This is a genomic window from Sanguibacter biliveldensis (assembly GCF_033798665.1).
Classification (GTDB): domain Bacteria; phylum Actinomycetota; class Actinomycetes; order Actinomycetales; family Cellulomonadaceae; genus Sanguibacter; species Sanguibacter inulinus.
In genome coordinates, this window is the sequence record NZ_CP138359.1 from 2,842,586 (window position 1) to 2,857,197 (window position 14,612).

Genomic DNA, 14,612 nt, shown 5'->3' on the forward strand with positions numbered 1-14,612 from the left:
TCAGGGGCTCGGGCGCTGTAGCGTCGGGGCATGACCGACATCTCGCCGCCCGTCGCCGCGCGGACCGCTGCGCGCCTCGTGCTGCTGCTCGCTGTCGTCACCGCCCTCACCGCAGACCTCGTGCGCACCAGCGGGCCGCTGATCGACCAGGCCTTCACCGCGGGGGTCGTGCAGGCCGGGGTGACGGCCGTCGGCACCTACGCCGCAGCCGGGGCCCTCGTCGCCCTCGTGTGCCTGCGGCGCCAGGTCGCTGGCCCGGCCCTGCTCACCGGGGTCGTGTCCCTCGTCGTGCTCAGGCTCGCCGTGCAGGCGACGCACGGGTCCGCGCGGTTCGTGGTCGGGCTCGTCGCCGTCGCGCTCGCCCTCGCGGTCCTGGTGGTCACCGCGGCGGTGGCCGCTCGCGTCTCCGGGCGCGTCGTGGCCGCCGGGGTCTCGGGCGGGCTCGCCCTGGCTGCCGCGCTGACGCTCGCGTGGAGCACCTGGGACCCCGTCTGGCGTCCAGGTGTCGTCGCCTGGCTGACGCCCGTGCTGCTCGGCGGGGTCGCGGTCCTGCTCGCACGAGGGCTGCGGAGGCTGCCCGCAGCACCCGCGGTCCGTGGTCTCTGGCTCCTAGGACCCTTCGTCGGCCTCGCCGTCATGACCGTCGCGAACCCCGCCTTCCTCGCCTCCCAGACCGGCCTGCCGCTCTGGGTCGCAGGTCCTCTGCTGCTGGTCCCCGCTGTCCTCGTCGCGGTCGTCCTCGTGCTGCCCGTCGCCCGCGCCCCGCGGACGCCCGCGTGGACCGACGGTCTGCTGGTCGTGGTGCTCGGGAGCGCGTCGGCCGGCGTCTTCGCTGCTGCGACGTGGCCGCACGACCCCAGCGGCTGGCGGACCGTCCTCGTCTGCCTCTCGCTGCTGGTCCTCGCTGTCGGCGCTCCCCTCGCGCTCGCCCGAGCCCTCACCCGCCCCGTCCACGACCAGTCCGCAGCGAGGCTCGCCGGTGCTGCGGCCTGCGCGGGCCTCGGGGTGATCGTCCCGCTGCTCGTCTACCAGCTGGACTACGACGTCCCGCTCGGCGTCCCCAACGCTGTCGTCCCCGTGCTGGTCGCGGTGCTGCTCTCGCTCATGGCGGCGCGAGCCCGCTCGAGGGCCCGTGCCTCCGAGCGGGACGCCGTCGGGACCGACGAGCTCGACGGCGCCGACGGCACCGTCGAGCTGTCGACCGTCGGCGCTCCGCTGCGGGCCCAGCTCGTCCTCGTGACGCTCACCTGCGCGCTGCTGGTCGTGGGGACCGCCGTGGTGCTGCCGAGCAGCGGGACCGGGACACCGGCCGACGAGCGCCCTCCCGTCGCCGACGGCACGCTCCAGGTGCTCGACTGGAACCTGCACTACGGGGTGAGCACCGGACCCGGCGTCGAGCTCGACGAGATGGTCGACGTGATCGCCGGCTCGGGTGCCCAGCTGGTCACGCTCCAGGAGGTCTCGCGCGGCTGGGTGATGGGCGGCGGGTCCGACATGGCGACGTACCTCGAGCAGCGGCTCGGGATGCACTCTGCCTTCGTCCCGGCCGCCGACAGGCAGTTCGGCAACATGGTGCTGTGGGACGAGTCCCTCGGCGACGGGACGGACGTCGACCCGACGGCTCTGCCGTACGGCGCGGGACCTCAGCGCCGCAGCGCCGTGAGCGTCACGCTCGACGTCGACGGCACGCCGCTGCGGGTCACGTCGGTGCACCTCCAGCACCGGATGGGCAACATCGACACACGGCTCGACCAGATCGCGGCGCTCCTCGACGCCGAGCCCGTCGTCGGTGCGCGTCTGGTCGCCGGCGACCTCAACGCCGAGCCCGGGTGGCCCGAGGTCGCGCTCTTCGAGGCCGCCGGTCTCACGAGCGCTGTCGACGAGGCGGGCGACCCGCTGTCCTCGACCTTCCCGAGCGACGCACCGTCCTCGCGGATCGACTGGATCTTCGGGGCAGGCGTGAGCTTCTCCGACGTCGAGGTGCTCGACGTCCGCCAGAGCGACCACAGGCCGCTCGTCGCGACGGTGAGCCTCCCGTGACGCCCGGCTGAGCTCGCGCCGCGCGAGAAGGACCGGCCCAGCATGGCAAGGCTCCGCCCTCCGACGCCCGACCTCGGCGTCCCCGCGTCCCTCCCGCAGCCCGACCCCTGACAGACCGCAGACCACCCGCAGACCTAGGAGACCCACCGTGCAGCTCTCGCTCCCCCTCGACGAGGCCCTCGCCCTCGCAGCAGCCAAGAAGCCCCTGCCACCGTTCGTCCGCTCGCTGCGCTGCGAGGGCTCGACCATCGTCGTCGAGGTCGACCTGAGGCTCGTACCAGACGGCGGGACCGCGCTGAGGCTCGCCGCAGCCGCTGTCGGGACAGTGACCGCGACCGCTGTGCTGACCGGCTACGCGGGCGGTGTCGCGACCTTCGAGGTCACGGCCCAGGCCCGCTCGATCCCCGCGCACAAGCTGCTCAACCACCTCACCGGCCCGGTGAACACTGCGCTGGCGCGTCAGGGTCTGCCAGAGGGGCTCGTCGAGATCCGCAAGGGCGACGGCGACCCTGTCGTGGCGGTCCGCGTCCAGGAGGCCGTCGCCACCAAGGTCACCGGGGTGACACTGACCGACCTCGCGGTCCACGACGGCGCCGTGCACGTGAGCGCGCGGATCGAGAAGGTCACGCTGCTCGACTGAGAGGCTCGGCCCTGCCGCAGGGCGCTCGTCCGATGCCCCGGCACCTCACTCGCCGCGGTGGTGCCCCATCCGCGCGACCTCCGCGATCGACCCCGACAACGACGGGTACACCGTGAAGGCCTCGGCGACGGCGTCGGCGGTGAGCCTGTGCGCGACGGCGAGGGTGATCGGGAAGATCAGCTCGCTCGCCCGCGGCGCCACGACCACGCCGCCGAGCACGACGCCGGCCTCGGGGTGCGAGAACATCTTGACGAAGCCGTCGCGCATGCCGAGCATCTTGGCCCGCGGGTTGCGGCTCAGCGGCAAGATCGTCGTGACGTACTTCGAGCCCTGCTCGACGAGCTTCTTCTCGGAGTACCCGACGGTCGCGATCTCCGGTGCCGTGAAGATGTTGGCCGCGACGGTCCGCAGCCGGATGGGCTGGACGGCGTCACCGAGGGCGTGCGACATCGCGACACGACCCTGCATCGCCGCGACGCTCGCGAGCGGGAACACCCCCGTGCAGTCCCCCGCCGCGTAGACGCCGCGAGCGCTCGTGCGCGAGACCTTGTCGACCTCGATGTGGCCCGACGGCGTGAGACGCACCCCGGCCTCCTCGAGCCCGAGGCCCTCGGTGCTGGGGGTCGACCCGACGGCCATGAGCAGGTGCGAACCCGTGACGACGGTGCCGTCGGACAGGGTGACCTCGACGTGCTTGTCGTCGCCCTCCCCCACGACGACGGCCGACTCGGCGCGGCTGCGTCCCATGACGGTCATGCCACGACCGCGGAACACCTCTTCGATGAGGTTGGCGGCGTCGGCGTCCTCACCCGGGAGGACCCTGTCGCGGCTCGAGATCAGCACGACGTCGCAGCCGAGGGCGTTGTACGCGCCCGCGAACTCTGCGCCGGTGACCCCGGAGCCGACGACGATGAGCTTCTCGGGCAGGGAGGTCAGGTTGTACACCTGCGTCCACGTGAAGATGCGCTCGCCGTCGGGGACGGCCGTCGGCAGGACGCGGGGCGTCGCGCCCGTCGAGACGAGGACCACGTCGGCGTCGAGCTCGACCTGCGGCTGCCCGTCGGCGGTGTCGACCACCACGCGGGACGGGCCGTCGAGGCGTCCTCGTCCCATGACGATGCGGATGTCCTCGCGCTCGAGCCGCGCGCGGATGTCGGCCGACTGGGCGGCTGCGAGCGCCATCACGCGGGTGTTGACGGCGGCGAGGTCGACGTGGTGCTTCTGGCTGGTCGCCCCGGCCGCCCCGTCGACCCGGATGCCGAGCTCGGCTGCGGTGTCCGCGATGGTCATCCACTCGGCTGTCGCGATGAGGGTCTTCGAGGGCACGACGTCGGTGAGGACCGCGGCGCCGCCGAGGCCGTGGAGCTCGACGACCGTGACGTCCGCGCCGAGCCGGCGGGCGACGAGGGCCGCCTCGTAGCCGCCGGGCCCTCCGCCGAGGATGACGATGCGGGTCGCCTGGAGGTCGCTCGACCCGGGGGTGTGGGCTGGGGCGTCGGGCTGGGAGGGAGTCACGGGGGGTGTCTGAGTCACGGCACCACTATCCCAGGTGTGCCCGTGCCGTTCGGCGACCCCGGCACGGCGAGTGTCCTCTCGTCGCAGGCCCGCGGTACGGATAACCTCAGTCCATGACGACTTCTCCTGTCCCCCACCAGCCCGGCGCCGACGCCGACCCCTTCGAGAACGCCCGCGAGGCAGCGGCGTACATCGCGCGCGCGACCGGCATCGAGTCGCACGACATCGCCCTCGTCCTCGGCTCTGGCTGGGGCGGCGCGGCGGACCTGCTCGGCGAGACCGTCGCCGAGCTCTCGAGCGACGAGGTCCCCGGCTTCGGCAAGCCTGCCGTCGCAGGCCACGTCGGCACGCTGCGCTCGATCCGCATCGAGGCAACCGGCAAGCACGCGCTGGTCCTCGGCTCACGGACGCACCTCTACGAGGGCAAGGGCGTGCGCGCCGTCGTGCACGGCATGCGCACAGCCGCGGCTGCCGGCGCGAAGACCGCGATCCTCACCAACGGCTGCGGCGGCCTGAACACCGACTGGACGCCCGGCACCCCGGTGCTCATCGACGACCACATCAACCTCACGGCGACGTCGCCGCTCGAGGGTGCGACCTTCGTCGACCTCACCGACCTGTACTCGAGCCGGCTGCGCGGGCTCGCCCACGAGGTCGACCCGACGCTGCCCGAGGGCACCTACGTCCAGTTCCCCGGCCCGCACTACGAGACCCCCGCCGAGGTCCGCATGGCTGGGATCATGGGTGGTTCGCTCGTGGGCATGTCGACGACGCTCGAGGCCATCGCCGCCCGTCAGGTCGGCATGGAGGTCCTCGGGATCTCGCTCGTCACCAACCTCGCCGCCGGCATCAGCCCTGTGCCGCTGTCGCACGCCGAGGTCATCGAAGCCGGCCAGGCCGCGGGTCCGCGCATCAGCGCGCTGCTGGCCGAGATCGTGAAGAAGATCTGACATGACGAGCACCGACAGCACAGACAGCATCGACGGCACGAGCGGCACGACGGGCGCGGTCGCCGGCTCCGGCGCTGAAGACGTCGCCTCGCTCACCCGACGGGTCGAGGCGTGGATCGCCGACGACCCCGACGCGTTCTCACGCAACGAGCTCACTGCGGTCCTCCAGACCATCCGCTCCGAGGACGAGACCGTCCGCGAGGCGGCCCTGGAGGACCTGCGCGACAGGTTCTCCGGGTCGTTGCAGTTCGGCACCGCTGGGCTCCGCGGTGCGATGCAGGCCGGTCCCAACCGGATGAACCGTGCCGTGATCCTGCGCGCCGCCGCAGGCCTGGCCGCCTACCTCGTCGACTCGCTCGGTGCGCAGGACTCCCAGCCTGAGCACAAGCACGGTCTGCTGCACCGTCACGAGCCTGCGGCTCCGGCGCGACCGAAGATCGTCGTCGGCTACGACGCGCGACACAACTCCCACACCTACGCCCTCGACAGCGCCGCGGTGTTCACGGCGGCCGGTCTCGACGTGGTGCTGCTGCCCTCGGCGCTGCCCACGCCTGTCCTCGCCTTCGCGGTGCGTCACCTCGACGCCGACGCCGGCGTGATGGTCACCGCGAGCCACAACCCGCCTGCGGACAACGGCTACAAGGTGTACCTCGGCGGGCGCGCCGTCACGGACGCGGGCCAGGGCGCGCAGATCGTGCCGCCCTTCGACGCGCTCATCGCGGCGAAGATCACCGCAGCGCCGCCGGCCGTCCAGGTCCCCCGGGCCGAGGAGGGCTGGAGCATCGCCGGCCCGGAGGTCCTCACGGCCTACCTCGACGCCGTCGGCGCCCTCGCCGACGACACCGCCCCGCGTGACCTGAGCATCGTCGTCACGCCGCTGCACGGCGTCGGTGGCGCTGTCGTCGACCACGTCCTGCGGGCAGCCGGGTACCAGGACGTGTTCCTCGTGCCCGAGCAGGCCGACCCGGACCCGGCCTTCCCGACGGTCGCGTTCCCGAACCCCGAAGAGCCCGGGGCGATCGACCTGTCGCTCGCCTACGCCCAGACCCTCGGTGCGGACCTCGTGATCGCGAACGACCCCGACGCCGACAGGTGCGCCGTGGCCGTCAAGGACCACCGTGCCGAGCAGGACTTCGCCACGAACTCCGGCGGTGACACAGGTCCTCGCGAGGGCTGGCGGATGCTGCACGGCGACGAGGTCGGGGCTCTGCTCGGCGAGCTCGTCGCCTCGCGTGAGACGAGCGGGCTGCTCGCCAGCTCGATCGTCTCCTCACGTCTGCTCGCTCGGATCGCGGCTGCGCACGGTCTCGACCACGCGTCGACCCTCACGGGCTTCAAGTGGATCTCACGCGTGGACGGTCTCGTCTTCGGCTATGAAGAGGCCCTCGGCTACTGCGTCGACCCGGCCACGGTCCGCGACAAGGACGGCATCAGCGCCGCCCTGCTCATGGTCCAGCTCGCCGACAGGCTCAAGGCGCAGGGTCGCACCCTCGTCGACGCCCTCGACGACCTGGCCCGTGCGCACGGGCTGCACCTGACCGACCAGCTGTCGGCCCGGTTCACCGACCTCGCGCAGATCCCGCTGACGATGCAGCGCCTGCGTACGTCCCCGCCTGCCAGCCTGGCGGGGTCCGCCGTGATCGAGACCGTCGACCTCTCCGACGGTGTCGACGGTCTGCCGCCGACCGACGGTCTGCGGCTCGTCGCCGAGGACGGCTCACGCGTCATCGTGCGCCCCAGCGGCACCGAGCCGAAGGTCAAGTGCTACCTCGAGGTGATCGTCCCGGTCGCCTCCGACGCGAGCGTCGACGAGGTCACCGAGGCACGGCACACCGCGGCCGGACGGCTCCAGGCGATCCGCGCCGACATGTCGTCGGCGCTCGGGATCTCTCCGGCCTGACAGGGCCGACCGGGCCTGGAGGCGTCCCGGCCAGGTGTGTCCCGGCCGGGTCGCGGTGGGGTCAGGACGTGGTCCGGAGGTCAGGACCTGGTCCGGCCTCGAGGCGGCCCGAGCTGGTGCAATGACAGCAGGAGGGGTGGGCGAGGAGATCCTCGCCCACCCTCTTGCTGTCTGTAGGCAGCCTTGCGACCGCCGCGGGCGGGTGCTCAGCCGAGCGAGACGGTGACGCCCCCGGAGAACGGGGAGTCGTGCAGCTCGACCGACACCGGTGTCGCGTCGGCGGGCACGTCGAAGACCACGATGCCGTCGACGGTGTTGCCCGGGTTGATGCTCATGAGGAAGCTGTTGGAGTCCGGCAGGTAGATCGCCGCGCCAGAGTCTGCGGAGTGCGTGCGCCCCTGGCCGTCGAGCAGCGTCTGCGAGCTCGCGTCGAAGAGCTGGGCCTCGTCGCCGACGTTGGTCACCGTCATGTGGACCAGCACGTACTGCCCCTGGGCCGTGACGCCGAAGAGGTCGTCGCCGATGCTCGGGACCCCCGCCTCGACGCTCGTCACCGTGAACTGCAGCTTGCCGTCCGCGACGGGGGTGCCGACGCCCGGGGCCGCCTCGGCAGGCGGGGCAGCCTCGGCGGGTGGGGCAGCCTCGGCGGGCGGAGCGGGTTCTTCTGCGGGCGGGGCGTCCTGGGCCGAGGTGGCCGGCGAGGTCGTCGGAGCCCCTGCAGGAGCCGGGGCCCCGTCGCCGCCCCCGGCGAGCTGGGCGAGCACCACCACGACGACGACCAGCAGGACGAGGCTGAGCAGCTTGTGGCGTCGGACGAAGCCCTTCTTCTTCGGTGCCGGGGCCAGCACGTAGCCGGCCGGGACCTGGACTGACGGGTGGGGTCCCGGCCCCTGGGGGTGCTCGGGGGTCGGCTGGGAGCTGGGTGCTGCGGTCATGACGGCCTCGTTCGTGTCGTGGGTGCTGGTGTGCCCCTATCCGACCGCTCCCGGCAGGTCGGTCGCATCGCCCGGTCGGGGCGTCCTGTCGACCCGACCGGGCGAGGAACCACCCGCGACACCACCCACCCGGGCGACGACCACGTCGGTGGCCGGCCCTACGCTGACGCTGTGCCACCCACCGAGAAGCACCCCGCCTCACCAGGAGCCTGGAGACCCGGCACCGTCGCGCTCCACGTCGTCCTCGTGGTCTTCGCGCTGGCCAGCATGCTCGTCGCCTCGTCGTACTCGGCGATGCCTCAACCGGCCTCGGGGCTGCGCCTCGCCTGGGCCGGTGCGGGGATGGTCCTCGGCACGGGGGTCGCGTCTCTCGTCCTGGTGCGCGGGCGCTATCCCGTCCTGGTCGCCGTGGTCGGCTCGATCTACGCCCTGCTGCTCCCAGGAGACTCTTTCGTGGCGCTCGTCGGGCTCGCGTCCGTCGTCGCCACCAGACCGAGACGTCAGGTGCTGGCCGTCGGAGGGCTCGTGACGCTCGCGACAGGCGCCGCGGTGCTGCGCGACGCGTCGCGACCCGCAGCAGGACAGGTCTTCTCCTCCACGCAGCCTGGCGGGGAGGTCGTCGCCGCACCGGTCTGGTCGCACGTCCTGGTCTTCGTCCTCGCCCTGGGCGTGGCTGTCGGCGTCGGGCTCTACCGCCGGGCTCGCCGGGACCTCACCGAGGTGCGCGCTCAGAGCCGTGAGCAGGCACAGACCACCCAGCACCTGCGCACAGAGCTCACGCGCCAGGAGGAACGAGACCTCATCGCCCGGGAGGTCCACGACACCCTCGCCCACAGGCTCTCGCTCGTCTCGTTGCAGGCAGGAGCGCTCGAGGTGGTCGCTGCGGGTGACCCCGAGCTCCAGGAGGCCGCGAGCGCCGTCCAGGCGAACGCGCACAGGTCGCTCGACGACCTCCGAGGGTTGATCGGGGTGCTGCGCGACCCGGCCTCGGCCCGGTCGGCGACCACGGAGCCGCCGGTCCAGCTCTCCCTCGACGACCTCGCCGAGCTGCTCACCACGACGCGGGAGGCCGGCACCCCGGTCGTCGCGACAGTCGTGGTGAGCGACGCGACGTCGGCGAGCGCACCGTTCACCCACGCCGTCTACAGGATCGTGCAGGAGTCGCTCACCAACGCGAGCAAGCACGCCCCCGGCCTGCCGCTCGACGTCGCACTCACGGCGTCTGCGGCTTCAGGGCTGCACCTGCGCGTGTCGAACCCGCTCCCCTGCGAGGCGCGCGCTGGCGGGGTGCCCGGGGCTGGTGCCGGGGTCACGGGGATCCACGAGAGGGTCCGGCTGCTCGGCGGGCGCGCTCAGGTGGGGCCGCACGACGGGCGCTTCGTCGTCGACGTCTGGCTGCCGTGGGTGGTGCACAGCGCCTGACCCGTCGAGGGCCCGCACGGGTGTGTGCGCAGGTGAGTCCGCGCGCGGCCTAGCATGTGAGACGTGATCCGCGTCCTGCTCGTCGACGACGACCCGCTCGTCCGCCGCTCCCTGCGCCAGATCCTCGACAGCGACCCCGGCATCGAGGTGGTCGCCGAGGCCGACGACGGTGACGCCGTCGTCGAGGCCGTGCAGGCGCACCACCCTGACCTCGTCCTCATGGACCTTCGGATGCGCCGTGTGCACGGCGTCGAGGCGACTGCAGCGGTCCGCGCTCTGCCCGGAGCACCCGAGGTGGTCGCGATGACGAGCTTCGGGGCAGACGAGCAGGTGCTGCGCGCCCTCGACGCGGGTGCGCGGGGGTTCCTGCTCAAAGACACCTCGCCCTCGGCGATCAAGCTCGCGGTGCACGACGTCATGGCCGGAGACGCGTCGCTCTCCCCAGCCGTCGCGCGCTATCTGGTCGACCACGTGACGAGCGACCGCCACGGCCCTGTGCGTGACGGAGCCGCGGGCCGGCTGGCCGTGCTCACCGACAGAGAACGGCAGATCGCCCTCGGTGTGCACGCCGGGCTGACCAACGACGAGATCGGACGCCAGCTGTTCGTCAGCGGGGCGACTGTGAAGACCCACCTGAGCAACGTGCTCACCAAGCTCGACCTGGACGGGCGGGTCCAGCTCGCGATCCTCGTGGAGAGGTCCGGCACGGCTGCTGGCACTACGGGCTGAGGCCGCGGGAAAGTCGCGGCACCCGGTCGACCAGGAGCCTCAGCCCGCGAGCGCCGCGTCGTCGGAGTCCACGTCGGCCTTCCAGGCCGCCTTGTCGCTGCGCCAGCCTTCTTCGGTGCGGCCACGCCGCCAGTAGCCGGAGGCGGAGAGCGCCGAGACCGGCACGTCCCGCTCGCCGCGCAGGAACCTGCGGATGTCTCGGACGAAGCCGGCGTCGCCGTGCAGGAACACCTGCGGGACGCCCGGCGGGAACTCCCACCCCGTCACGGCCTCGACGAGGGGTGAGTCCTCAGCACCGGCCACCGCGTGACCGGCGACGCCTCTGTGCACCCAGGTGACGAGCGGGTCACCGTCCACGCTGGTCGCCGGCGACGTGAGCGGAAGCTCGCCGTCGGGTCCGTCGACCTCGAGGAACACCTTGACGCGGGCTCCCGCAGGCATGGCCTCGAGGGCCGAGGCGATGGCGGGCAGAGCGCTCTCGTCCCCGACGAGCAGGTGCCAGTCCGCGTCGTCCGCCGGGGCGTAGGCGCCACCCGGACCGAGCAGCGGCATCGGGTCGCCCGCCTGGGCCGAGGCCGCCCACGGTCCGGCGAGCCCGGTGTCGCCGTGCACCACGAAGTCGATCGCGAGCTCGCCCGCGGCGGCGTCGTACCAGCGGACCGTGTACGTGCGCTGCCTGTCGCGCTGCCCCTCGACCTCGGGCGGGAAGCAGAGCTTGACGTAGCGGTCGGTGAACTCTGTCGGGTCGAAGCCCGCCAGTCCTGGACCACCGAGCACGACGCGCACCATGTGCGGGGTGAGGCGCTCGGTGCGGACCACGACGGTCTGGGTCGGGACGCGGACAGGGCGGCCCTCACGGACCGGAGGCGTCACGGGCGCGTCGGTGGCCGTGACCGGCACCTGCGGCTCGCCGGATCCCGGCTGGCCCGACAGGGATGACTCTGCTGACACGGTGATGCCTCCATCAGTTGACTAAGGCAACCCTAACCCTGGAATCGCTCTCGGGGTGCAGCGATCTCGCTCGCGTGGCTGCGCGCCCCGAGCTGTGCACCCAGGCCGTGCACCCCGGGCGGGAGGCCCGGGGTGCACGGCGGCGTGGTCAGACCTCGCGTCGGCGACGGGCAGCGCGCAGCGCCAGCCACCCGGCCGCAGCGAGCAGCAGCGCGGCGACACCGAGGGAGGCGACCTCGGTCCCCGTGACAGCGAGCCCGCTGCTCTGCTGACCGGCACCGGCACCGGCCTGGGGCGCCTCGGTCGGGCCCGGGTCCACCCCGGGAGCCGGGTCGGTCCCCGGCGCCGGGTCCGTCGGGACCGGGAGGACGGTGCCGTCCTCCGCGACGGTGACGATCACCGGGGCTGACTGTGCGCCCTCGAACGCCGGGTCGCCGGGATAGCCGACCAGGAGCGTCCGCTCCCCCGCCGGCAGGTCTGCCAGCGACAGCACCGCAGTCCCGTCGGCGAGCTGGACGACGAGTCCCGAGGGCACGCCGTCGACGGTCGCCTCGACGGTGCCTGTCGGCACACCCGTCGCGGGGGCCCGCGGGACGACCGAGACCGACACGGTCCCGGGCTCGACAGCCTGGGCGAGCGCGCGCGCCTGGTCGTCCTGCGCCGTCGACGCGGCCGGTCCTCCGGCTGTCGTGACGACGACGTCGACAGCGCCCCGGGTGATCGCGAGCGGCAGAGTGCCGCTCTCGACGGCGGTATAGCGCTGGTCCCCCAGGTAACGGACGGTGAGGCTGTGGTCACCGACGGCGAGCAGCGGGACGTCGACGCGCACAGCACCGTCGACCAGGTCGAGCGGCGCACCGCTCACGGCTCCGTCCACCACGAGCTCGACCTGCCCCGTGGGCACCGCGGGGTACCCGGAGCCGAGCCTGACGTCGAGCGCGACGGCCTCGCCCGAGACCGCCGAGGTCGCGGTCGCGTCGACGACGAGGCTCGGCTCGGTGACGACCGTCGGGACCGGGACCCGAGACCAGTCCTGCGCCGTCATGCCCGACGCGAGGTAGAAGCCCACGTACGAGGGCTGGTTGTACGTGGTCTGCTGACGGGCGACCTCTCCCCTGTACTGCGGGTCGTGCATGAGCGTGTACATCTTGGTCTGGGAGACCGTGGCGCTCGTGTAGATGCGGATCGCCGACGAGTCCGCGGTCCGCACCAAGAGCTCTTCGCGCCAGTCGCCGAGGATGTCCGCCACGAGGGACGGTGTGCCCTTGGTGCCGTTGTTGGTCAGCGTGCCCGTCGCCGTGAGCAGGGCCTCACCCGAGGCCCAGTCACGGACCACGGGCGTCTGCGTCCCCGACCCCTCGACGATCTGCCGAGTGAGGTCGGGCTGCCACAAGATGCTCATGTTCGTACCGGGAGCAGCGTCGCCGAGCGCCGTGCCGTCGGCGGCCTGCAGCCCGAGGGTCTCCCCGACAGGGCTGCCGGCCCAGACCTCGACGCCGCGGGTGCCGGGCTCGACGTCGCCGATCATGCCGCGTCCGGTGTCGACGCCCGAGTACTCGCCGAAGAGCACCTCGCCGGTCGCCGCGTCGCGCAGCGCGTAGCCGTAGGGGGCGTAGGCGCCACCCTCGTGGACCGTGAAGATCTCGAGCCCCGGGCGGTCCGGGTCGATGTCTGTCACGTGCATCGCGTCGCCGTGGCCCAGCTTGGCCAGCGCACCCGGGTCTGCGCTGCCGGACGGGAGCACGTCATAGCTGCTGTAGAGCAAGGACTTCCCGTCGTCGTCGATCGTCGCCGAGCCGTAGACGATCTCCTGCCTGCCGTCTCCGTCCACGTCGGCCGAGCTCAGCGAGTGGAAGCCTTGGGTGGTGAGGGTGCCGAACTCTGGGTCTGTGCCCTCGACCCCGTGGGGCGAGTCGTCGAAGGGGTTGCTCATGGGCGTCCAGCCGCTGTCGACGTCCCATCGCTGAGTGAGGTGCTCGCCGTCCCAGTCGTAGGCCACCAGGGTCGAGCGCGTGTAGTAGCCACGGGCGAACACGGCGCTCGGGCGCTCGCCGTCGAGGTAGGCCACCGTCGCGAGGAACCTGTCGACCCTGTTGCCCGGCTCGATGCGTGACATCGCGTAGTCGCCCCACAGGAGCCCGTCGTCGGTGCGTCCCGGTGCGTAGGGCACGGTCTCGAGCTCGCCCCCCGTCGCACCGTCGAAGACCGTCAGGTACTCAGGCCCGTCGAGGACGAAGCCCTCGAAGTCACGGAGCACGTTGCGAGAGCTGCGGGCCGGTGCGAAGTCGTCGATGAAGTGGTCCGCCACGACCTCGGCGTCCTGGCGGCTCAGCGGGTAGTCCATGGCGGGGAGCGGTTCGACCCCGTCGAGGGCGAGAGCCTCCTGGAGGGTGGCCGGCCAGGCCCCGGCGACGACCTCCGGGTGCTCGTTCCACCCCTGGAACACGTCGACCAGGTGCTCGCGGTAGTCGGCTGCGCTCATGCGGTAGTCGTCGTCGTGCGTGTAGCCGGCGTCGACGTCGGCCTGCGGCATCGTCACGTAGGACTCGGCTGTCACAGCCCCCGTGCTGTCGTAGGTGGTCGTGCGCGTGCCGGGCGCTGTCTTGAGCATCATCTCGGCACGACCGTCGCCGTCGAGGTCGTAGACGAGGAACTGCGTGTAGTGGGCACCCGCGCGGATGTTGACGCCGAGGTCGACACGGTGCAGCAGGGTGCCGTCCGTGCGGTACGTGTCGATGAAGACCGGGCCTGTGTAGCCGCGCTGCGAGACGTCTTTCGCGTTGGAGGGGTCCCACTTGACCACGAGCTCGTAGGTGCCGTCGCCGTCCACGTCGCCGACGCTCATGTCGTTGGCCGCGTAGGTGTATGCCTCACCGGCGGGGGTGACCCCGTCGGCCGGACGGTCGAGCGGGACGTCGGTGAAGGTGTCCGCCCACGGCGTCACCTCGTCGCTCGGCTGCTGCTCGACACCGTCGACCAGCGCCGTGACCGAGTAGACGGAGCCAGCGGTGCCGGCTGGGTCGAGGTAGCTCGTGCTGTCGGTCACCGTGTCGAGCGCGACGCCGTCTCGGTAGACGACGAAGTCCGAGCCTGTGAGCCCCGCCTCCGAGGAGCCGGTGACCTCTTGGGCGAGCAGACGCCAGCTGAGGAACACCCCACCGTCCGTGCGCGCGGCCACCAGCCCGCGGTCGAGGTCTTCGAGCCTGGGGGTGCCCTCGCTGCCGGGGGCGGCGGCTGCCAGGGTGCTCTGGCTCCCCGGCAGGGTGGGCGTCGTGGCGGCTGTCGGCGAGGCCGCGCCGGCGGCGGAGCCTGTGAGCACGAGCGCCGAGGCGACGGCGGCCGCGAGCACCCCGCTCGCGGTCCGTCGGTGGTCGAGATTCATCATTGAATCCTTTCAATGCTGCCGGCAGCGACGGTCGCCGCGTGCCCAGTGGTGATTCGACGCCCAGATCTCCCGCACGGTCCTCGATGACCTGCACGGCCCGGGAGAGCGCTTCCCGACAGTCGAGTATCGGCAGTCCCGCGGGTTC

Annotated in this window: 10 protein-coding genes; 6 read left to right on the top strand and 4 right to left on the bottom strand. The window is 72.5% G+C overall.

The window, feature by feature from the left end; all coding sequences use genetic code 11:
- The first annotated feature begins 30 nt into the window (after positions 1 to 30).
- The gene (locus tag SANBI_RS12465) at positions 31 to 2,040 is read left to right on the top strand and encodes an endonuclease/exonuclease/phosphatase family protein (protein WP_319155475.1); all 2,010 of its coding nucleotides are present in this window, start codon (positions 31 to 33) and stop codon (positions 2,038 to 2,040) included.
- A 148-nt stretch (positions 2,041 to 2,188) separates the two neighbouring features.
- Positions 2,189 to 2,680 carry a hypothetical protein gene (locus SANBI_RS12470; protein ID WP_319155477.1) on the top strand — a complete coding sequence of 164 codons (492 nt, stop codon included), beginning with the start codon at positions 2,189 to 2,191 and terminating at the stop codon, positions 2,678 to 2,680.
- A 45-nt stretch (positions 2,681 to 2,725) separates the two neighbouring features.
- Here the strand turns inward: SANBI_RS12470 and SANBI_RS12475 are convergent, their stop codons facing one another.
- Positions 2,726 to 4,213, bottom strand: a complete 1,488-nt coding sequence (locus SANBI_RS12475; RefSeq protein WP_380961061.1) for an NAD(P)H-quinone dehydrogenase — start codon at positions 4,211 to 4,213, stop codon at positions 2,726 to 2,728.
- Positions 4,214 to 4,308: 95 nt separating this feature from the next.
- Here SANBI_RS12475 and SANBI_RS12480 point away from each other — a divergent pair, with 95 nt between their 5' ends.
- Both SANBI_RS12480 and SANBI_RS12485 read left to right on the top strand, forming a co-directional pair.
- Entirely contained in the window at positions 4,309 to 5,145 is an 837-nt protein-coding gene (locus SANBI_RS12480; protein WP_056129571.1) for a purine-nucleoside phosphorylase, read from the top strand.
- A gap of 1 nt (position 5,146) precedes the next feature.
- Positions 5,147 to 7,045 carry a phospho-sugar mutase gene (locus SANBI_RS12485; RefSeq protein WP_319155481.1) on the top strand — a complete coding sequence of 633 codons (1,899 nt, stop codon included), beginning with the start codon at positions 5,147 to 5,149 and terminating at the stop codon, positions 7,043 to 7,045.
- A gap of 206 nt (positions 7,046 to 7,251) precedes the next feature.
- Here SANBI_RS12485 and SANBI_RS12490 read toward each other — a convergent pair whose 3' ends face one another.
- Positions 7,252 to 7,980 (bottom strand): DUF4352 domain-containing protein, encoded by a 729-nt coding sequence (locus tag SANBI_RS12490; RefSeq protein WP_319155484.1) that lies wholly within the window; start codon positions 7,978 to 7,980, stop codon positions 7,252 to 7,254.
- Between the two features lie 171 nt (positions 7,981 to 8,151).
- On the opposite strand from SANBI_RS12490, the gene SANBI_RS12495 reads away from it, so the two are divergent.
- Together SANBI_RS12495 and SANBI_RS12500 are read left to right on the top strand one after the other, a co-directional pair.
- The gene (locus SANBI_RS12495; protein WP_319155486.1) at positions 8,152 to 9,402 is read left to right on the top strand and encodes a sensor histidine kinase; all 1,251 of its coding nucleotides are present in this window, start codon (positions 8,152 to 8,154) and stop codon (positions 9,400 to 9,402) included.
- A 63-nt stretch (positions 9,403 to 9,465) separates the two neighbouring features.
- The gene (locus SANBI_RS12500; RefSeq protein ID WP_319155488.1) at positions 9,466 to 10,131 is read left to right on the top strand and encodes a response regulator transcription factor; all 666 of its coding nucleotides are present in this window, start codon (positions 9,466 to 9,468) and stop codon (positions 10,129 to 10,131) included.
- 39 nt (positions 10,132 to 10,170) lie between these two features.
- Here the strand turns inward: SANBI_RS12500 and SANBI_RS12505 are convergent, their stop codons facing one another.
- Together SANBI_RS12505 and SANBI_RS12520 are read right to left on the bottom strand one after the other, a co-directional pair.
- Positions 10,171 to 11,082: a siderophore-interacting protein gene (locus SANBI_RS12505; protein WP_319155490.1), complete on the bottom strand. Its 912-nt coding sequence runs from the start codon at positions 11,080 to 11,082 to the stop codon at positions 10,171 to 10,173.
- A 148-nt stretch (positions 11,083 to 11,230) separates the two neighbouring features.
- Positions 11,231 to 14,464, bottom strand: a complete 3,234-nt coding sequence (locus SANBI_RS12520) for a rhamnogalacturonan lyase family protein (protein WP_461786662.1) — start codon at positions 14,462 to 14,464, stop codon at positions 11,231 to 11,233.
- Between the last annotated feature and the right edge of the window lie 148 nt (positions 14,465 to 14,612).